Raw genomic sequence first — 19,791 nt, 5'->3', positions numbered from 1 at the left:
CGGGTTGCTTTGACTCTCAGTAACCACCACGGGCCGGCGGATAGCCGTACCCCGCCGCCGGGGCCTGGGCCGGCGCGCCGTGCGCCTCGCGGTCGTAGAAGGGCCGGGCCCCCGCGCGCATCCACAGCGCCACCGGGTCGTACTCGTCGGACATCGCCACGGTCGACACCGGCAGCCCCTCCGGCACCGCGCCGATGGACTGCTGCATCATCGCGCGCACCGAGTCCACGGCCGAGGGGCTGGTGTCGTACACATCCAGGCCGATGGCGAGATACGGCGCCCCGAGCGCGGGCTGCACCCAGGCGCGGCGCAGTGAGCGGACCGCCGGGGTGCGGTGGGCGTTCTGCACGAGCAGGGCGTAGAACTGCGGGACCTCGATGCCGGGTTCCGAGAGCCGGAGCGGGCCCGCGGGCTGGCGCTCCAGGCCGGTGGCGATGCGGCGCAGGTCGAGCCAGGGGATGCCGACGCCGCCGCCCGGGGCGTGCGGGTTGAGCCAGAGGCCGTAGTGGTCGGGGTAGAGGGTGCGGGCGACGTCGACTCCGTCGACGACCTCGTAGGAACGGTTCCAGCCGCTCGCGGAGAGTTCCTGGGCCGAGGTCACGCAGGGGGCGTAGCCGTGGCCGTCGACCTCCATGTTTCCGTACTGGGCGTCCGGAGACCCGGACTGGCCGTGCCACAGCAGCATCCAGATCTGGCCGGCGGTCGGGGTCGCGAGGGCGCGCAGCAGTGCCTCGTAGGCGTCGTAGCGCCCGGGGGTCACCTGGCGCAGCATGTGCTCGACCGTGCCGGTCGCGGTGCCGCTGGCGCTCACGTCGTATCGCCCTTCTTGAAAGTTCCCCGAGTATGAAACCAGCTTAAGCGCCCAAGAGCTCGGCACCCGTGCGTCGTCGGCGGGTGCGGGTCCGTGGGGGTTGATCGCGCAGTTCCCCGCGCCCCTGGGTGGGTTGGGCTAACCCTGGGTGTAGAAGGGGCGTACCTGGGCTCGCATCCAGTGGCCGACCGGGTCGTCCGCCACGTCCAGCAGGACCAGGTTGACCGGCCACTTCACCGGGGTGGTGCCGAGGGCGCGGCCCAGGGCGTCCATCGGGAGGGTGCGCAAGTCGCCCTCCCACTGGGAGAGTTCGACGCCGATGAACATGACCGGGTCGGCCGTCTCGATGGCGGCCAGGCAGCGGCGGGCGGTGAGGACCACGCCGGTCGCCGCGAACTCCGCGGACGCGGCCGCGAGGAAGTCGACCGGGTCGTCCTGCCAGTCGGGCTCGTAGAGCTTGACGCGGCCGCCGGTGTTGGGGCCGTCCAGCGGGGTGCGGCCGACGCGGCAGAGGTCGGCCACCGCGGCGGGCGGCAGCGGGACGCCGACCACGCCGTCGGGGTTCACGGCGATGCCCACGTGCGGGGGGAGCCCCCGGGCGAACTCCACCGCGGGGGCGATGGTGTACGACAGGTGCGAGCCGACGACCTGGCGGAACTGCTCCTCGGAGCTGAAGACCGGGACGTACGCCTGGCCCGCGATCTCCAGCGTGGGCAGGTCGAGGGGGCCGCTGTGCGGGCCGCCGCCGTTGGGCAGCGGGACCCAGACGAAGCTGCGGCCGAGCACCTCGATGATCCGGCCGCCCGCCGAGGGCATGCCGAGGGAGGCCGAGAGCACCTCCTCCAGCTCGTTGCCCGGCCACCCGCCGTGCGGGTGGGGGTGTGCCGACTGCGCCGGGAAGTCCGCGGGAAGATCCGCCGGGAAGTCCATCTGTCTGACCGCCTGCTGTGAACCACTGATGTGGCTGAAAGGCTAGCGGGTACGGGGGGTGTGTGGCTCAGCCCGTGAAGCGGATCCATGGCTGGGCGTACGGCTGCGCGGGTGGCTCAGCCGTACGCCCAGCCGTGGATCCACCGCAGGCCGCGCGGTTCGCCCATGAAGCCGGTGCACCGGAGCCGATGCGCCGCAGGCCGCGCGGCCCCGCAGTGAAACCGATGCGCCGCAGGCCTCGTGGCCCCGCAGTGAAACCGGTCCGCCGCAGGCCGTGGCGCTCAGCCCGTGAAGCCGATGCGTCGTAGGACGTCTGCTGCTTCGCGGTCGAGCAGGACCGCTGAGCCGCAGCCCGGGGGCAGGTCGCCGTGTTCCACGGAGCGGATCAGGCGGGCGGCCGCGCCCCGGTGTCGTAGGAAGGCGTATCGCGAGACGCCCCGGCCGCGCTCGCGCTGGCCCTCGAGGGCGGTGTCCGCCGGGACGTCCAGGAGCAGCAGGTGCAGGGTGCCGCCGCGGCGGCGGGCCTCGCGGGCCAGCCAGCCGCGCACCCAGGTCTGGGTCCCGCAGTCGTGCACCACCACTCCCTCGCCGGAGCGCAGGGCGCGGCGCAGTGCGGCGTAGTGCGCGAGCCGGACCAGAGGCCGGTAGACGGCGTACGGCAGGAAGCGGGACAGCCGGCCGTCCCACCGGTCGCGGGTGTCCTGGGAGTCGACCCGGGTCCCGGTGACCGCCCGCTTCATCAGGGTGGACTTGCCGCTGCCGGGCAGGCCGGTGATGACGACGAGGTCCTCGGGGCCGAAGAGCAGGGCGTGCGGGCTGTGGCCGGCGCGCTCGCGCAGGTCACGGACGACCGGGTGGGCGCCGCGGGCCTCGACGGCCGGGGCCGCGGGCTGCTTGGGCAGCGCGATGCCCGAGGTCGTCGCGTACGCGGTGGTCCTGTTCACCGTCATCGTCCTCCTCCGGGTTCGGGGTTTCCCTCCCCACCGAGCGTAAAGAGAAGGTAATGGATGATCTCTCGCGTTTCTGTATGCGTACCGCCACAAGCCGGTTACAGAAGGAGGCGGCGGAGGCGGCCCTGCCGTCGGCGTCCGATGCGTGCAATGATGTCCGCGCCAACTGCATACCGGCCGTTTGAATCCGCGCGGGAGAGTCCCGGGTACATGTACCCGGGCGCCGAAGGAGCAAGTCCCTCCCTTGAATCTCTCAGGCCCCGTTACCGCGCGGGCGAGGCACATCTGAAAAGCGGGCCGCCGACGCCGGTGGCCCCACCCACGGTGCAAGCCATGTCCTTCATGGCGAACCTCTCAGGTTCCGATGACAGATGGGGAGGAAAGCCCTCGCCTGTCATGCCTTGGATTCTGGAGACGACCGCTCTATGACCAGTTCTGCGCCCCGGCACACCGCGCTCGACGCCCTGCACCGCTCCCTCGGTGCCACGATGACCGACTTCGCCGGCTGGGACATGCCCCTGCGCTACGGCTCCGAGCGCGACGAGCACAACGCGGTGCGCACCAGGGCCGGGCTGTTCGACCTCTCCCACATGGGCGAGATCACCGTGACCGGACCGCAGGCCGCCGAGCTGCTGAACTTCGCCCTCGTCGGCAACATCGCCTCCGTCGGGGTGGGCCGGGCCCGCTACACCATGATCTGTCGCGAGGACGGCGGCATCCTGGACGACCTGATCGTCTACCGGCTGGGCGAGACCGAGTACATGGTGGTCGCCAACGCCTCCAACGCCCAGGTCGTCCTCGACGCGCTGACCGAGCGCGCCGCCGGCTTCGACGCCGAGGTGCGGGACGACCGGGACGCGTACGCGCTGATCGCCGTACAGGGGCCCGAGTCCCCGGGCATCGTGAAGTCGCTGACCGACGCCGACCTCGACGGCCTCAAGTACTACGCCGGTCTCCCCGGCACGGTCGCGGGGGTCCCCGCCCTCATCGCGCGCACCGGCTACACCGGCGAGGACGGCTTCGAGCTGTTCGTGAAGCCCGAGCACGCGGTCGAGCTGTGGCAGGCGCTGACCAAGGCGGGCGAGGGCGTCGGCCTGGTCCCCTGCGGGCTGTCCTGCCGGGACACGCTGCGCCTTGAGGCGGGCATGCCGCTGTACGGGCACGAGCTCACCGCGGAGCTGACCCCCTACGACGCGGGCCTCGGCCGGGTCGTGAAGTTCGACAAGGGCGACTTCGTGGGCCGTGAGGCCCTGCGCGAGGCCGCCGAGGGCAGCAACCACGAGGGGCCGCGCGTCCTGGTCGGCCTGATCGCCGAGGGCCGCCGGGTCCCCCGCGCCGGGTACGCCGTCGTCGCCGAGGGCAAGGTGATCGGCGAGGTCACCTCCGGGGCGCCCTCCCCCACGCTGGGCAAGCCGATCGCGATGGCCTACGTCGACCCCAGGTACGCCGCGCCGGGCACGACGGGTGTCGGTGTGGACATCCGGGGCAGCCACGAGCCGTACGAGGTCGTGGCCCTGCCGTTCTACAAGCGCCAGAAGTAGCCGCCGTAGGTGATGCTGAGCACAGGTTCGCTGCTCACGCACGCCTTCCGCAGTCCCCCCTTCATCAGCACTCCCCCGCGTACAGGAGAATTCAGGCCATGAGCAACCCCCAGCAGCTGCGTTACAGCAAGGAGCACGAGTGGCTGTCGGGCGCCGAGGACGGCGTCTCGACGGTCGGCATCACGGAGCACGCGGCCAACGCGCTCGGCGATGTCGTCTTCGTCCAGCTCCCCGAGGTCGGTGACACGGTGACCGCGGGCGAGACCTGCGGCGAGCTGGAGTCGACCAAGTCGGTCTCCGACCTGTACTCCCCCGTCTCCGGTGAGGTCACCGAGGTCAACGAGGACGTCGTCAGCGACCCGGCGCTGGTGAACTCCGCCCCCTTCGAGGGCGGCTGGCTGTTCAAGGTACGCGTCGCCGAGGAGCCGGCCGATCTGCTCTCCGCCGACGAGTACACCGCCTTTTCCGCCGGCTGAGGAGTCCGCACCTGATGTCCGCACTGAACACGCCCCTGCACGAGCTCGACCCGGAGATCGCCGCCGCGGTCGACGCCGAGCTGGTCAGGCAGCAGTCCACGCTCGAGATGATCGCCTCGGAGAACTTCGCTCCGCTCGCGGTCATGGAGGCGCAGGGCTCGGTCCTCACCAACAAGTACGCCGAGGGCTACCCGGGCCGCCGCTACTACGGCGGCTGCGAGCACGTCGACGTGGCCGAGCAGATCGCCATCGACCGGCTCAAGGAGCTGTTCGGCGCCGAGTACGCCAACGTGCAGCCCCACTCCGGTGCCTCCGCCAACCAGGCCGCGCTGTTCGCGCTGGCCCAGCCCGGCGACACCATCCTCGGGCTCGACCTCGCGCACGGCGGTCACCTGACCCACGGGATGCGGCTGAACTTCTCCGGCAAGCAGTTCGACGTCGTGGCCTACCACGTGGACGAGTCGGGCCTCGTCGACATGGCCGAGCTGGAGAAGCTCGCGCGCGAGCACCGGCCGAAGGTGATCATCGCGGGCTGGTCCGCGTACCCGCGGCAGCTGGACTTCGCGGAGTTCCGCCGGATCGCCGACGAGGTCGGGGCGTACCTGTGGGTCGACATGGCCCACTTCGCGGGTCTGGTGGCGGCGGGGCTGCACCCGAACCCCGTCGAGCACGCGGACGTGGTCACCTCCACCACCCACAAGACGCTGGGCGGACCGCGCGGCGGGATCATCCTCGCCAAGCAGGAGTTCGCGAAGAAGCTGAACTCCTCCGTCTTCCCCGGCTTCCAGGGCGGTCCCCTGGAGCATGTGATCGCGGCGAAGGCGGTGTCCTTCAAGGTCGCGGCCTCCGAGGACTTCAAGGAGCGCCAGCGGCGTACGGTTGAGGGTGCGCGCATCCTCGCCGAGCGTCTGACGGCCGACGACGCCCGGGAGGCCGGGGTCAACGTGCTCTCCGGCGGCACCGACGTGCACCTCATCCTCGTCGACCTGCGCGAGTCCGAGCTGGACGGCAAGCAGGCCGAGGACCGCCTCCACGAGGTCGGCATCACGGTCAACCGCAACGCCGTCCCGAACGACCCGCGCCCGCCGATGGTCACCTCGGGCCTCCGGATCGGCACGCCCGCCCTGGCGACCCGCGGCTTCACGGCCGAGGACTTCGCCGAGGTCGCGGACGTCATCGCGGCGGCCCTGAAGGCGCCCTCTCCCTTTGAGGGGGCCGACGTGGAGTCGCTCAAGGCCCGGGTCAGGGCCCTGGCGGACAAGCACCCGCTGTACCCGGGTCTGAACAAGTAGTTCCACAGGTGGGGGCACCCGACGACGTGTGCCCCCACCCCATGTGAAGGAGTTCCCGTGGCCATCTCGGTCTTCGACCTGTTCTCGATCGGCATAGGCCCGTCGAGCTCCCACACGGTCGGCCCGATGCGCGCGGCCCGCATGTTCGCCCGCCGCCTGCGCAACGAGGACCTGCTGCCGGCCGTCGCCTCGGTCCGCTGCGAGCTCTACGGCTCCCTGGGCGCGACCGGCCACGGCCACGGCACCCCGAAGGCGGTGCTGCTGGGCCTGGAGGGGGCGTCCCCCCGGACGGTCGAGGTGGAGACGGCGGACGACAGGGTCGCGGAGATCCGGTCCGCGGGGCGGCTGAAGCTGCTCGGTGAGCACGAGATCCCGTTCTCCTTCGACGACGACCTGGTGCTGCACCGGCGCAAGGCGCTTCCGTACCACGCCAACGGCATGACGGTGTGGGCGTACGACGCCTCGGGCGCCGAACTCCTGTCCAAGACGTACTACTCGGTCGGCGGCGGCTTCGTCGTGGACGAGGACGCGGTCGGCGAGGACCGCATCAAGCTCGACGACACGGCGCTGAAGTACCCCTTCCGCACGGGTGACGAGCTGCTGCGCCTGACCAAGGAGACCGGGCTGTCGATCTCCTCCCTGATGCTGGAGAACGAGCGCGCCTGGCGCACGGAGGACGAGATCCGGTCCGGGCTGCTGGACATCTGGCAGGTGATGCGGGCCTGTGTATCCCGGGGCATGTCCCAGGAGGGCATCCTGCCGGGCGGTCTGCGGGTGCGCCGGCGTGCCGCCATGACGGCCCGTCAACTGCGGGCGGAGGGCGACGCGTTGGCCCACTCCATGGAGTGGATCACGCTGTACGCGATGGCCGTCAACGAGGAGAACGCGGCCGGCGGCCGGGTGGTGACCGCCCCGACGAACGGCGCGGCCGGCATCATCCCCGCGGTCCTGCACTACTACATGAACTTCGTCCCCGGCGCCGACGAGGACGGCGTGGTCCGCTTCCTGCTCGCCGCGGGCGCGATCGGCATGCTCTTCAAGGAGAACGCGTCCATCTCGGGCGCCGAGGTCGGCTGCCAGGGCGAGGTCGGCTCGGCCTGCTCGATGGCGGCGGGCGCGCTGGCGGAGGTGCTGGGCGGCAGCCCCGAACAGGTCGAGAACGCCGCCGAGATCGGCATGGAGCACAACCTGGGCCTGACCTGCGACCCGGTCGGCGGGCTGGTCCAGATCCCCTGCATCGAGCGCAACGGCATGGCCGCGGTGAAGGCGGTCACGGCGGCGAGGATGGCGCTGCGGGGGGACGGCTCGCACATGGTGTCCCTGGACAAGGTCATCAAGACCATGAAGGACACCGGGGCGGACATGAGCGTGAAGTACAAGGAGACGGCCCGGGGCGGGCTGGCGGTGAACATCATCGAGTGCTGAGGGCGTAGGCCCTGACCAGCGTGTTCGTGTCCTTCGGCGCGGTCAGGGCCTTTCCTCGCGCTCTCGTGCTACTTGACCGCGCCGGCGGTCAGGCCCTTGCGCCAGAACCGTTGGAGAGAGACGAAGGCGATCACCAGGGGGATCAGCGACAGGAACGCGCCGGTGATCGGCAGCAGGGGCGGCACGCCGTTGGCGAACTCCGAGCGCCACTGGACCAGGCCCACCGTGACGGGCAGCCGTGAGGTCGAGTTGAGCATGAGCGACGGCAGCAGGTAGTTGTTCCAGATGCTGACGAACTGGAACAGGAAGACGGTCACCAGTGCCGGGCCCATCAGCGGCAGAGCGATCCTGAAGAACGTGCGCTGTTCGCCCGCGCCGTCGAGCCGGGCCGCCTCCAGCAGTTCGTCCGGGACGGACGCCGCGGCGAAGATCCGGCACAGGTAGACGCCGAACGGGCTGACACAGCTGGGCAGCAGCACCGACAGGTAGGAGTTGGTGAGGTCGAGCTTCGCCATCAGCAGGAACAGCGGCAGGGCGAACATCGGCATCGGGATGAGAACCGAGGCGAGGACGACGTTGAAGATGCTCTCCCGGCCGCGGAAGCGGAACTTGGACAGCGCGTAGCCCGCCATCGCCGACAGCAGGGTGCTGACGGTCGCGCCGACAAGGCTGTACAGCGCGCTGTTGCCGAGCCAGGTGGTGAAGACGCCGCCGTCGAAGCTGAACACCGCTCTGATGTTGGCGAACAGGTCGAAATGGGAGAACCACAGCGGTGCACCGGTGTAGAGGTAGCCGGAGCCCTTGGTCGCGGAGACGAACAGCCACCACAGCGGGATCAGGGTGTACAGCGCCATCAGGCCAAGCACCGCGTTGACGACGACCTTGCTCGCGGCCTCGGTGCCGCGGCGGGGCCGGCTGCCAAGGACCACGCTCATGCCACTGCTCCCTTGCGCTGGTTGTACTTGAGGAACCCGAACGAGAGCACGAGGGTGACCAGGGCGAGCACGACCGACTCGGCGGCGGCCAGGTTCTGGCTGCCCAGGTCCATGCCCAGGGTGGTGTTCATGATCGGTGAGAACTTCGGTGAGACGCCCGGGATCCGCGCGCCGACCAGCACCGCGGGCTCGGTGTACAGCTGGGCCGTCCCGATGATGGAGAAGACCGTGGTCAGTACCAGTGCCGGACGCACCAGGGGGATCTTCACGTACCACGCGAGGCGCCAGCCGGTGCAGTCGTCGAGCGCGGCGGCCTCCACCACCTCGGCCGGGATCGTCTGGAGCGCGGAGTAGATGATCAGCATGTTGTAGCCGGTCCAGCCCCACGTGATCATGTTCCCGATCGAGACCGGGACCCATGACGGCGACAGGAAGTCGATGTGTATCCCGAAGTGGGACAGCGGTCCGGTGAACGGCGAGAGGTCCCTGCTCAGGAGGAAGGACCACATCACCGCGGCGATCGCGCCCGGCAGCGCGTAGGGCAGGAAGAACGTGAGCCGGAAGGACTTCCTCAGCCGGGCCGAGCGGGAGTCCAGCAGCAGCGCCAGCAGGAGGGCCAGGCCGAGCATGACAGGGACCTGGACCAGGCCGAGCAGCAGGACGCGGATGATCGACGCGATGAAGTCGTGGTCGCCGAAGGCGTCGGCGTAGTTGGACAGGCCCGCGAACTGCGTGGACTGCGTACCGCCGAACAGCCCGGCCCGGTGGACGGTGAGGAAGCTCTGGTAGATCGCGTAACCGATCGGAGCGACCATCATGGTGACGAAGAGCGCTGCGAAAGGTGCCAGGAAACCGGACACGGTCAACGCGGTACGGCGGCCGGTCCGCCGACGCCGACCGGCCGTGGGGACGCGGCGGGGAACCGTGCGCACCGACTGCGGCGGCGGCACGGTCGGTGCGCTGCTGGGACTGCTCATGGAAACCTCGCTGGACGGTTCAAGGTGAGGGGGTTTCCCGCGGCGCCGGGCAGGGGCGGCCGCGGGAAACCTTCGGGACTGCGGCGGGAGTCGGTCTGCCTCAGCCGCCGTTCACCGACAGTCCGAGCTTCTTGATCGCGGCGATGGTCGAGGCCTGCACCTTGGTGACCGCGTCGGGGAGGCTGCCCTGGCCGATGGCGGTGGTGAAGTCGGTCTCGACCTGCTGGTAGGTCGGGCCGTTGGTCCAGGTGGTGGGGACCTTCGCGGCGGAGGCCTTGTACAGGTCGCCGACCTTCTGGCCGCCGAAGTAGGGGTCGCCCGCCGCGAGCAGCGCGTTGTTCTGCCCGGCCACCGACGCCGGGTACAGGCCGCCGACGCCGATGCCGGTGCTCACGGCCTTCGCGTCGGTGGACAGGAAGGCGGCGAACTGCTCGGCTTCGCGGGGGGTCTTGCATCCGGTCAGCACCGAGGTGGCCGAGCCGCCGTTGCTGGAGGTCCTGGTGTCGCCGGAGCTCCAGGTCGGCATCGGGGCGACCTTCCACTTGCCGGACTGGTTCTTCAGGTCGCTCTTCAGGCCGCCGGCGGCCCAGGCCGCGTTGACGAAGGTGAGAACCTTGCCGTTCTCGGCGGCCTTGTCGAACTGCGGGTCCCAGGCGTTGCCGTTGTTCATCACCAGGCCCTTGTCCTTCAGGTCCTGCCAGTAGGCGGCGACCTTGCGGGTGCCGGGGTTGTCGATGCTGACAGTCCAGCTGTCCCCGCTGGTCGAGTACCAGGACTGGCCGGTCTGGAGGCTGAAGGCCGCGAGGTCGTTGCCGTCCATGGGGGCGGTGCCGAACTTCACGCCGGGGTGGGCCGCGGCCACCTTCTTGGCGTCGGCCCGGTACTCGTCCCAGGTGGCCGGCGGCTTGGTGATGCCGTACTTGGCGAACAGGTCCGCGCGGTAGAACAGGACCATCGGGCCGACGTCCACCGGGACGCCGTAGATCTTGCCGCCGATGCTGGAGGCCGAGACGGAGGACGCGACGTACTTGTCCATGTCGGCGCGCGCGTACTGGGTGATGTCCATGACGGCGTTCTTCGTCAGCATCGACGGGATGGTGCCGTACTCGATCTGGGCCAGACACGGGCCCTTGCCGGCGGTGAGCGCGTTGGTGATCTGCGTGTAGCCGCCCTTGCCGCCCGACGGGATCTGCTTGAAGGTGACCTTGGTGTTCGGGTGGGCGGCGTTCCACTCGTCGACGATCTTGTCGTAGCCCGGGGCCCAGCCCCAGAACTCCATGCTCACCGGCCCGGACCGGCTCGGTTCCGCGGACGATCCCGAGGCGGAGCTGCTCTTGGCGCCGCCGCAGGCGCTGAGACCGAATGCGAGGACCGCAGCGGTGGTGAGCGTCAGGAGTCTGCGCGTGCGTATGGTGGTGCTGTCCATGTGAGGGAGACCCTTCGTGATGGGGGACTGACTTGCTGGGCGGCCGGTGGGTGGGCGGCCAATGCCCGCCCACCGGCAGATGCTGAACTCCACGCCGAACGCCGTCGGAGGGCGTGGTCGAGGAGCAGATGCGGTCCGCCGTCACCGACAAGGTCGTACCTGTCGGCCGCGGCGGCCAGGACTGCGGTGCTCCGAGGACGCACGGTCAGGTCGATGACCGGGGCGCCCGTGAGGAGCACGGGGGTGCCGTCCGGAGTGGTGATCCGGGTGCGGCGGTCTTGGTGACGGATTCTGATCTCCGGCGGGCGGACACGGGGTGTCCGCGTCGCCGGGACGGTCGACCGGTGGCGGCCGACACGAGCCGTTGTACGGAAGTCGCCGACCGCGGGGTGGATGCCGAGCCGGTTGCCGTTGCGTACGCCGTACGGGAGTTCGCCGGGCAGCCCGGTCGCCTGTCGGCAGGAGGGCACGCCGAGCTCGTCCCGGTCGGCGGCGTCGAAGCCCGGTGCTGTGAAGCGATCGGTGCCGGGCCGGTCTTCGACGTGGGCAAGGGGGGCGGGGCGGTTCATCAGCGGCGGTGCTCTTCCTCGGAAGTCGCCGGGGTGGCGGAAAACGGCTGGGAAGGACTGTTCCGGCGGCTCACGAGGTGGGGCGTGGCGGGTCAGGCGGTGTCAGGGGCGGTCGGGTCGGACGGGACCGCTGCTGTCCCTGACGGTCAGGGTCGGGCGCAGCAGCGAAATGACGTTGGTCGGCGGCCGGCCGGAGTCGACCGCCCGCAGCAGTAGTTCCACGGCCTGCTGGGCCATCTCGCGCTTGGGTATGGTGACCGTGGTCAGTGCCGGATGGAGCCGCCCGACCTGGGCGATGTCGTCGAAGCCGACGACGCTGACGTCTTCGGGGACCCGGCGCCCGGACCGGACCACCGCCTCGATGGCGCCGACGGCCAGGACGTCGTGGGTGGCGAAGATCGCCGTCAGCTCCGGATCCGCCTCCAGCGCCGCGCCCGCCGCGGCGAACCCGCCGGCGGGGTCGTCGCTGGTACAGGTCAGCACCTGACGGTCGTCCAGCCCGTCGCCGGCGAACGCCCGGCGCAACCCCGCGACACGCGGCGCGTGCGCGGGCAGGTCGGCGATCACCGCCACGTTCCGGTGGCCGAGATCCCGCAGGTGGCGTCCGGCCAGGAAGCCGGCGTGCTCGTAGTCGATGGACACCACGGGGAGTGTGGTCGGCGGATCGCCCTCCCAGGCGAACAGCGCCACTGGGAAGGTGGCCTCGGCGAGCATCGGCACCTGCTGTACGACGCCGTGGTCCCCGGCGACCAGCAGTGCGTCCACCGAGCGCGCGGTCAGGTTCTCCAGGTGGGCCCGGGTGTAGTCGGGATCGTCGCGCGTCGTGGCGAGCAGCAGGTTGTAGCCGCGGCCGACCAGGACGTTCTCCACCTCCTCGACCACCTCCGAATAGAACGGGTTGGCCACCGACGGCACGAACAGCCCCACCGTCGACGTGCTGCCGGTGCGCAGCGAGCGCGCCACCAGGTTCGGCTTGTAGCCGAGCTCGGCGATCGCCTTGTTCACCTTGGCCAAGGTCTCCGGCCGCACCTTCTTGCCGGACACCACGTTGGAGACGGTCTGCTTGGTCACTCCTGCCCTGGCCGCCACCTCCGCCATTGTCACCACGTCCAGTCCCCCGAACTTTTATCGATCCATGAAGTGGCGTCAGCGTAGGGCGGCTGTGGCAGCAGGGCAAGGCTTCGCTCGACGGCCGTGATTCAGCCGTTACGTAAGCAGGTGAGGCCGTGACACACAGGTCGCTGCTGTCTCGGGCATTTGAAGTGCGCGAGGCATTGACGGTTTCCGAAATGCGGCAGTAACGTCCCCGCCACGCCAGTCACGTGGATCGGTCAACGAGACGGTGTCACCCGAAGCGTCGTAGTGGTCCCCTCACCCCCGACGGCCTCAGTCCGCCGCGGCATCACGAATGCTCGGCGCCGTCTCCCGCGGACGGCGCGCCTGAACAGACCTGGAAGGGTCTCGTCCTGAGGAGAGACAGGCATGATCAGACCGGCCGGCGGCGACGCCGACTCGAACCCCGCCGCGGCTGGAGGCCGCTCGCGCGCCCGCCGTTTCATCTCGGCCGCTGTCGGCGCCACCCTCACGGTGGCGAGCCTCATGCTCACCGGCGTCGTCCCCGCACACGCCGCCACGACCGTCCACACGTACGCACCCACGGGAGTGGGGGGCACGACGACGACCTCCCCGGACGTGGTGTCCACCAAGTACCAGGTGCAGGCGGCCGGTACCTCCGTCGATGCCGTGCAGTACACCGCCAACGGCCACAACTTCGACATCGCGCGCTTCGCGTCGAGCTCCCGGACACCGACGATCACGGTCACGCTGCCCAGCACCACGATCAGCACGGTGAACGTCTATCCGGCGCGCTACTACCCCTCCAGCAGCATCACGGTGAGCTCGGACAAGCACACCCTGACGTTCCAGATGTCGGCCGCCGCCAACCTGAACGAAGCGATCGTGATGGTCAACGGCGACTCGACCAACGCCGCGGGACAGCCCTATCTGGCGGTCGTCAACGACCCTCTGGAGGACACCTCGCAGCGTCCTGACACCACGAGTGCGGCGGACGGTTCCGGCGTCAACCTGCAGACCGGTGTCCTCAACTTCCAGGAGTTCGCCGCGCAGTACCTCGCGGCGCACCCGAACAGCGCGGCGCAGACGGCTCCCGCCGCGACGACGAGCTCCGTGGCCGGCCAGACCGTCGACGGCACCGCCATCCCCGCCGGTCAGCAGACCGCGGCCGGGAGCCTGGTGAGCGCGAGCAGCGTCAACGTGCGCTATCCGAATGTGCGGGTGATGTCCGCCGACGACGACACGTACGCCCTGCAGGCCGCCCTCCAGACCATCGAGGCCAACCCCACGGCGCTCAACACGCTCTACTTCCCGAACGGCACGTACGTGTGGTCCGGTCTGCTGGTCAACGGCCTGGACGGCAGCACCCTCAAGGGCGGCAAGCTGAAGATCTACACCGACGAGGGCGCCCTGCTGAAGAACCGCGTCCAGGCCTACATGGAGGCCTTCGAGCCGGCGATCGGGATCATCGACTCCAGCAACATCGAGATCGACGGCCGCGGCGTCTTCGACGGCAACGGCGTGGCGAACTACAACGCCTCCAGCAGCGGAGACCTGCACGATGCCTACCGCAGCCAGCACCAGGGCGGCGTCATGGTCATGCACTCGTCGAACATCACGTTCAACGACACCTACGAGCGCAACGCCAAGCAGTGGAACTTCGAGACCCACAGCGCCCACAGCGTGACGTTCAACAACATCAAGGCCCTCACCCCGTACCGCCAGCCGTGGGTGGACGGGACGGACTTCGCCAGCGGCCAGGACATCACCGCCAACAAGGTCTTCACCCTCGGCAACGACGACGCGTTCGCCTCCGGCCACTACAACCCCAGCAACGGATTCACCCCGATCGCCTCCGGCGTGTGGAACAACTTCCAGCTCGGCACCTCCAGCGCCAACGTCCAGGGCTATGTCAACGCGGTGGCCGCCTACGACACCGTCACCGCCCAACTCGGGTTCAACGCCAACCAGTGGGACAACGAGGACTCCAAGAACATCTCGGTCAGCAACACGCTGAACTGGAGCGTCGCCGCCGGAAACGCGATCCGGCTCGGATACCAGACCAACGGATACCGGCTCACCAACTACACCTTCGACAACTTCAACTCCCTGTCGGCCACAGCCGGCGGCATCACCGTGATGAACAGCCCGAACACGTACCCGCGCATCCAGAGCCTCGTGGTGAAGAACAGCTCGATAGACACCTCCCGGTTCACGACGGGAGGGCTCAGCGTCAACGGCGGCAACGGAACCACCCAGACCATCACCGCCGACCAGCAGGCGAAGAACGGGTTCGCCCCCAACCCCGACGGGTCGGGCACGACGTACACGTACACCAAGACCCCCATCGGCACGGTGAACCTCGACAACGTGTGGTTCTCGAAGCAGAACACCAGCAACACGATGACCGGGGTCACGAACGCGACGCTGAACAACCTCCACGTCGCGGGCCAGCTCGTCGAGTACACCAGCCAGCAGCTCCCACTGACGACCAGCGGGATCGGCACGCTGACCACCACCTACACGGACGCGAACGGCCAGACCCAGAACGTCAAGGCCGGCGCCCCCACCAACGGCGACACCTGGGTGGGCGCGTGGTCCGGCGACCAGACCGCGAACAACTCCTCGGACCTGATGCTCATCACCCGCAACAGCGGGGTCGGTCTGATGGGCGAGCAGTACACCACGGGGTCCGGAGACGGAAAGCTCTCCTACCTCCAGTTCCCCCTCAGCATCCTCACCAAATCGCCCAGCCAGGCGACGCTCCACCTCACCTACGTCGGCCACCGCTACTCGTCGGTGCCGTCGACCGACACCGACCAGCTCCTCGTGCAGCCCGTCACCGACACCACCTGCACCGGCGGCGGCACATCCTGCCCGATCAGCACGATGACCTGGCAGAACCGGCCGAGCTTCACCGCCACGAGCTCCTCCGTCGCGAGGTCGGCCACCTTCACCCTCGGTTCGACCCTCATCCCCGAAGGCGGCGGCACTCACCAGAGCAACGCCATCGACGGCCGTGACATCACCGTCGACATCACCTCCTTCGTCCAGAGTGCCTACGCGGCCAGCCAGTCCACGCTCCTGCTCGCCGTCGGCGACGCGGGCGCGACCAACCACGAGCTGCGCTTCGTCAGCTCCGAAGGCGCCACCGGCGCGGTGAAGCTCACCAACGGGAACGCCGACATGGCGCCCGCGATCACCATCACCCCGTAGACACCCGAGGCCGGCACGCCCCCGAGGGGATGTGCCGGCCTCAGCCGTCCGGTTCCGCCCCACCCACCCCGGCACCGCCGACGCCACCCTCGGCATGCGCACCCATCGACGCTCCTCGGCCCTCGGACGCTCCCGGGCCGTAGGCGATGAAGATCCGTGTCAATCGCACCGACCACACCCCCGGAGCCGCCCGATGAACACCTGCTCGACCATCCCGACCCGCGGAGGGGGCAGACGATGAAGACAGTCGCCTCCGCCCTCCGCAGATTCTCGGCAGTCCTCGCCATGGTCCTGTCGGTCGTGCTGCTCTCAGCAGTCACCGCACCGACCACGGCCTCGGCCGCGACCCAGGCGACGTACTACGTCGCTCCCGACGGCGACGACGCCAACCCCGGGACGATCGCAGCGCCGTTCAAGACCCTTCAGCACGCACGCGACGTCGTGCGCACGGTCAACGGCAGCATGACCGGGGACATCTACGTCTACCTCCGCGGCGGAAACTACCCGGTGACCAGCACGATCGGCTTCACCTCGGCCGACTCGGGAACGAACGGCCACCGTGTCGTGTACGCCGCCTACCAGGACGAGAAGCCGGTCCTGAACGGTGGTGTCCAGGTGACCGGCTGGACCCAGCACAGCGGGAACATCTGGCAGGCCCCGCTGAACCGCGACGACAAGCTCCGCGCGCTCTACGTCAACGACAAGCGCGCCGTGATGGCCTCGAAAACGGTCACGTCGACCGGCTGCTACGGGACCTACACCGTCACGGCCGGGCAGGCTGCCTGGGCCTGGGAGTCGGGTTCGCAGTGCGACGGGTCCAAGTACAGCCTCACCGATGTGCCCGCCATCGCGTCCAACCAGGACGATTTGGAGATCAAGACGTCCACGACCTGGGACACGGCCATCGTGGGAGTCCGCCAGATCACCACGACCTCGGACGGTTCCAGTCGCGTGGCCCTGTTCCAGGAGCCGGGCGCGGCCATCGCCCAGGCAGTCGCGTACACGCCCTTCAAGGCCACCGGCACCCAGACGATCTCGAACGCGTACGAGTTCCTGGACAAGCCGGGGGAGTTCTACTTCGACAAGACGAACCACGTCGTCTACTACTACAAGTCCAGCTCAGAGGACATGACAACGGCACAGGTCTTCGCGCCGAACAACGTGTCCACGCTGATCAAGGTCGCCGGCACGTCCACGACGGACCACGCGGAGAACATCACGTTCTCCGGGCTCACCGTCGAGCACTCCGACTGGAACCTGGTCAACGTGGCCGGCTCCGTCTTCCGGCAGAGCCAGCAGGGCAACACCAACGCGCAGGTGTACGCGAAGAAGAACTTCCACGACTACACCTACCGCAACGTGGACCTCGGGCCGGGGGCCATCCAGATCGAGAACGCCGACGGGATCATCCTGCAGCGCAACACGGTGCAGCACACCGGCGGCGACGGGATCAACCTGGTCAACGACGTGACGGACTCCCAGCTGATCGGCAACTACACCAACGACATCGGCGGCAGCGCCATCACGGTCGGGCATCCCCAGCACGTGTACATCGGGGACTACACCGCGACGAACAACGAGAAGTACCCGGTGAACGTCGAGGGGGTCTGCAAGAACATCTCGATCACCGACAACTACCTCTACGACAGCGCGGTGCTCTTCGAAGCGTCCAGCCCCATCTCGGCGTACTTCGTCGACTCGCTGTCGGTGCAGCACAACCGGATCGAGAAGTCCCCGTGGGCGGGCATCACGCTCGGCTGGGGCTGGTGGAACTTCGACGGATCGGCGAACTCGGAACAGCCCGGCAACCCGACCACCACGGCGCAGAACAACACCGTCCGCTACAACCAGATCATCGACATCATGCAGACGCTCGGCGACTCCGCTCCCATCTACACGCTGGGCAGCCAGCCGGGAACGGACATCGGCTACAACTACATCCAGGGTGTTCCGGCCGGCCACAAGTACGGACTGCATCCCGATGAGGGCTCCGCCTACATCACCTTCCACGACAACGTGCTCGACGTGGACCCGAACGTCGCGTACGCCATCAACTCCGGCACGTGGGGACGGCAGCACGACCTGAGCATCACCAACACCTACGGCACCGTCAATACGATCGCCAACAAGAGCGTCCCGAACAGCACCATAGAGAACGTGCACGCGTACTCGGACGACGTGTGGCCGTCCCAGGCGTACAGCATCGCAGTGAACTCCGGCCTGGAGGACGCCTACAAGGACATCGTCCCGCAGAGCCACCTGCCGTTGCAGGACTACGTCCTGCCTGCCAGCACGTTCGCCGGCAAGGGAGTGACGTCCATTCCGCTGCGCAGTCCCGGTGACGCGACCAAGACCCTCTGGCTGGCACCCGCCGGCACGACGACGTTCACCGCCGGCGCCACCATGACGAAGGCAGCCGGCACAGCGACGACCATCAAGGTCCCGCAGACGGCCGGCGACTACCACCTCTACGTAGTGGACGCGCAGGGGAACGTGTCCGCCGCGTCGAAGGCACTCGTGCGGCAGCGATGGGCCTACGTCGACGACAAGGACTCCGGCCTGACCTACTCCTCCGGGTGGTCGAACTGGAACGACACGGCGGACTTCAAGGGGTCGGAGCACTTCACCAGCAGGGCGGGCGACAGCGTCCAGTACTCCTTCACCGGCACGGCCGTTCGCTACCTCGCCATGACGCAGCCGAACATGGGCAAGGTGGACGTCTACATCGACGGCACCCTCGCCCAGGCGGGCATCGACGCCTACGCGGCGTCGGTGACGAAGCAGGTGGTGCTCTTCGAGAAGACGGATCTGGCCGCGGGACCGCACACGATCAAGATCGTCTGCACCGGCACGAAGAACGCGTCCTCCTCCAACACCGTCTGCGGGCTGGACGCGTTCGCCTCCATCTCCTTCCCGGCCACGAACGCCTTCTACAAGGTCGCCAACAAGAACAGCGCCAAGGTGATCGACGTCTCCGGCGCATCCGCCGCCGACGGAGCGAGCGTCATCCAGTGGAAGGCCACCGGAGGACAGAACCAGAACTGGCGGTTCGTCCCGGTGGGCGACGGCAGCTACAAGATCATCAACCAGAACAGCGGCAAGCTGCTGGACGTCAGTGGGGCTTCCACCACTGACGGCGCTGTCATCGTCCAGTCCTCCGACAGCGGCGGCGCCGATCAGCACTGGACACTGACGGCCGACGGAAACGGGTACTACAAGATCAAGAACGTCAACAGCGGCTACCTCCTGACGGTGCCCAACTCCTCGACGACAGCGGGCACCCAGCTCGTCCAGACGGCCGACACGAACAGCGACAGCCAGCTCTGGCAGGCGTTCAGCACGGACTGACCCGGCACGCCGGTGACGGCGCGGCCATGCGCATGACCCACGGGACGATCCCGGCCACGGCGGCCGGGACCGTCCCGTGGGCGTGTTCGTCGCCGGCGGGCTTCAGTTGTCGAGGACGTGCCTGATCTGGTCGTCGGCGGCCGACTCGAACGTCCGGATCTTGACCAGCAGGTCTTTGAGCTGCTGCTGCTCCTCGGTGGAGAGCTTGAAGATCGGTGAGCGTTCGAAGAGCTGGGCGAGGATCTCGCGGTACAGCGCATCGCCACGCTCGGTGAGCCGCAGCACGCGCCGGCGGCCGTCGGTGGGGTGGGGAAGGCGTTGCACCAGGCCCATCGCGACGAGCCGGTCGGCGAGCAGCGAGACGTTCGAGGGGTCGTAGTTCAGCTTGACCGCGAGCTCGCGCATCGACATGTCGCTGCTCGGCTGGAGAACCCACAGCATCGTGATCATGGGCTCGGTGAGCTCGGTCTGGCTCAGCGCCAGTTCGGTCTGGCGCCGGACCAGGTCCGAGGCGGAGACCACCAACCGCAGCAGCCTCACTCGCTCGGCGCCCGGGTCGACTTCTGCTCCCGTCACGGGGGACCTCCCGTCCGTATCGAAATAGCTTCTTGACTTCATTGAATCACTCATGCTTATATTCGGGCAACTCATTGAGCAACTCATTGATTGGACCCGAGATGGATGTGCAGGCCGAGGCGGCGCCGACCGGCGCCCGTGGTGGAAGGGCCGCGTCGTCCGCGGCGAGCACGCAGTCCGTACCCGACCGGCGTCGCTGGTGGGTCCTGGCGGTCATGTCACTGGCGCAGCTGATCATCGCGCTC

Annotated in this window: 14 protein-coding genes and 1 riboswitch; of the genes, 6 read left to right on the top strand and 8 right to left on the bottom strand. The window is 68.8% G+C overall.

Annotated elements, in window-relative coordinates; translation table 11 throughout:
- Positions 1-16 precede the first annotated feature (16 nt).
- The 3 genes from ACFULQ_RS29555 to ACFULQ_RS29545 form a co-directional block, all read right to left on the bottom strand.
- Positions 17-811, bottom strand: a complete 795-nt coding sequence (locus ACFULQ_RS29555) for an enhanced serine sensitivity protein SseB C-terminal domain-containing protein (protein ID WP_383549603.1) — start codon at positions 809-811, stop codon at positions 17-19.
- A gap of 138 nt (positions 812-949) precedes the next feature.
- Positions 950-1,741, bottom strand: a complete 792-nt coding sequence (locus tag ACFULQ_RS29550) for an enhanced serine sensitivity protein SseB (RefSeq protein WP_383549600.1) — start codon at positions 1,739-1,741, stop codon at positions 950-952.
- Between the two features lie 281 nt (positions 1,742-2,022).
- The gene (locus tag ACFULQ_RS29545; RefSeq protein WP_383549597.1) at positions 2,023-2,691 is read right to left on the bottom strand and encodes an AAA family ATPase; all 669 of its coding nucleotides are present in this window, start codon (positions 2,689-2,691) and stop codon (positions 2,023-2,025) included.
- A 182-nt stretch (positions 2,692-2,873) separates the two neighbouring features.
- Positions 2,874-2,970: riboswitch (glycine riboswitch) on the top strand.
- Between the two features lie 146 nt (positions 2,971-3,116).
- On the opposite strand from ACFULQ_RS29545, the gene gcvT reads away from it, so the two are divergent.
- The 4 genes from gcvT (at position 3,117) to ACFULQ_RS29525 (ending at position 7,425) form a co-directional block, all read left to right on the top strand.
- Positions 3,117-4,232, top strand: a complete 1,116-nt coding sequence (gcvT, locus tag ACFULQ_RS29540) for a glycine cleavage system aminomethyltransferase GcvT (RefSeq protein ID WP_383549594.1) — start codon at positions 3,117-3,119, stop codon at positions 4,230-4,232.
- 98 nt (positions 4,233-4,330) lie between these two features.
- Positions 4,331-4,708, top strand: coding sequence for a glycine cleavage system protein GcvH (gene gcvH, locus ACFULQ_RS29535; RefSeq protein ID WP_007384830.1), 378 nt, complete (start codon positions 4,331-4,333; stop codon positions 4,706-4,708).
- A 14-nt stretch (positions 4,709-4,722) separates the two neighbouring features.
- Positions 4,723-6,000: a serine hydroxymethyltransferase gene (glyA, locus tag ACFULQ_RS29530; RefSeq protein ID WP_383549591.1), complete on the top strand. Its 1,278-nt coding sequence runs from the start codon at positions 4,723-4,725 to the stop codon at positions 5,998-6,000.
- A gap of 57 nt (positions 6,001-6,057) precedes the next feature.
- On the top strand, positions 6,058-7,425 hold the full coding sequence (locus tag ACFULQ_RS29525) for an L-serine ammonia-lyase (protein ID WP_383549588.1): 1,368 nt from the start codon (positions 6,058-6,060) through the stop codon (positions 7,423-7,425).
- Between the two features lie 68 nt (positions 7,426-7,493).
- Here the strand turns inward: ACFULQ_RS29525 and ACFULQ_RS29520 are convergent, their stop codons facing one another.
- The 4 genes from ACFULQ_RS29520 to ACFULQ_RS29505 all read right to left on the bottom strand — a co-directional run bounded on the left by ACFULQ_RS29520 (position 7,494) and on the right by ACFULQ_RS29505 (position 12,430).
- Positions 7,494-8,360, bottom strand: coding sequence for a carbohydrate ABC transporter permease (locus ACFULQ_RS29520; RefSeq protein ID WP_383549585.1), 867 nt, complete (start codon positions 8,358-8,360; stop codon positions 7,494-7,496).
- On the bottom strand, positions 8,357-9,337 hold the full coding sequence (locus tag ACFULQ_RS29515; RefSeq protein ID WP_383549582.1) for a carbohydrate ABC transporter permease: 981 nt from the start codon (positions 9,335-9,337) through the stop codon (positions 8,357-8,359). Before ACFULQ_RS29515 ends, ACFULQ_RS29520 begins: the two co-directional genes overlap by 4 nt.
- Positions 9,338-9,437: 100 nt before the next feature.
- A complete protein-coding gene (locus ACFULQ_RS29510) occupies positions 9,438-10,763 on the bottom strand; it encodes an ABC transporter substrate-binding protein (RefSeq protein ID WP_383549579.1) in 1,326 nt (441 codons plus the stop codon).
- A 671-nt stretch (positions 10,764-11,434) separates the two neighbouring features.
- Positions 11,435-12,430 (bottom strand): LacI family DNA-binding transcriptional regulator, encoded by a 996-nt coding sequence (locus ACFULQ_RS29505; RefSeq protein WP_383549686.1) that lies wholly within the window; start codon positions 12,428-12,430, stop codon positions 11,435-11,437.
- 384 nt (positions 12,431-12,814) lie between these two features.
- On the opposite strand from ACFULQ_RS29505, the gene ACFULQ_RS29500 reads away from it, so the two are divergent.
- A complete protein-coding gene (locus ACFULQ_RS29500) occupies positions 12,815-15,622 on the top strand; it encodes a DNRLRE domain-containing protein (RefSeq protein WP_383549577.1) in 2,808 nt (935 codons plus the stop codon).
- A 237-nt stretch (positions 15,623-15,859) separates the two neighbouring features.
- Complete coding sequence (locus ACFULQ_RS29495) at positions 15,860-18,970, top strand: RICIN domain-containing protein (RefSeq protein WP_383549575.1); 3,111 nt, start codon at positions 15,860-15,862, stop codon at positions 18,968-18,970.
- Positions 18,971-19,072: 102 nt separating this feature from the next.
- Here ACFULQ_RS29495 and ACFULQ_RS29490 read toward each other — a convergent pair whose 3' ends face one another.
- A complete protein-coding gene (locus ACFULQ_RS29490) occupies positions 19,073-19,546 on the bottom strand; it encodes a MarR family winged helix-turn-helix transcriptional regulator (RefSeq protein WP_383549573.1) in 474 nt (157 codons plus the stop codon).
- Between the last annotated feature and the right edge of the window lie 245 nt (positions 19,547-19,791).

Origin of the sequence: Streptomyces sp. NPDC057253 (genome assembly GCF_042669125.1) — a bacterium.
GTDB lineage: Bacteria > Actinomycetota > Actinomycetes > Streptomycetales > Streptomycetaceae > Streptomyces.
The sequence above is the reverse complement of the archived record's forward strand: the minus strand, read 5'-3'. Positions and strand labels throughout refer to the sequence as shown.

Coding starts and splice junctions, on each gene's coding strand:
- ACFULQ_RS29550 (WP_383549600.1), bottom strand. CDS start 1,741: ATGGACTTCCCGGCGGATCTTCCCGCGGACTTCCCGGCGCAGTCGGCA.
- ACFULQ_RS29545 (WP_383549597.1), bottom strand. CDS start 2,691: ATGACGGTGAACAGGACCACCGCGTACGCGACGACCTCGGGCATCGCG.
- gcvT (WP_383549594.1), top strand. CDS start 3,117: ATGACCAGTTCTGCGCCCCGGCACACCGCGCTCGACGCCCTGCACCGC.
- gcvH (WP_007384830.1), top strand. CDS start 4,331: ATGAGCAACCCCCAGCAGCTGCGTTACAGCAAGGAGCACGAGTGGCTG.
- glyA (WP_383549591.1), top strand. CDS start 4,723: ATGTCCGCACTGAACACGCCCCTGCACGAGCTCGACCCGGAGATCGCC.
- ACFULQ_RS29520 (WP_383549585.1), bottom strand. CDS start 8,360: ATGAGCGTGGTCCTTGGCAGCCGGCCCCGCCGCGGCACCGAGGCCGCG.
- ACFULQ_RS29515 (WP_383549582.1), bottom strand. CDS start 9,337: ATGAGCAGTCCCAGCAGCGCACCGACCGTGCCGCCGCCGCAGTCGGTG.
- ACFULQ_RS29510 (WP_383549579.1), bottom strand. CDS start 10,763: ATGGACAGCACCACCATACGCACGCGCAGACTCCTGACGCTCACCACC.
- ACFULQ_RS29505 (WP_383549686.1), bottom strand. CDS start 12,430: ATGGCGGAGGTGGCGGCCAGGGCAGGAGTGACCAAGCAGACCGTCTCC.
- ACFULQ_RS29500 (WP_383549577.1), top strand. CDS start 12,815: ATGATCAGACCGGCCGGCGGCGACGCCGACTCGAACCCCGCCGCGGCT.
- ACFULQ_RS29495 (WP_383549575.1), top strand. CDS start 15,860: ATGAAGACAGTCGCCTCCGCCCTCCGCAGATTCTCGGCAGTCCTCGCC.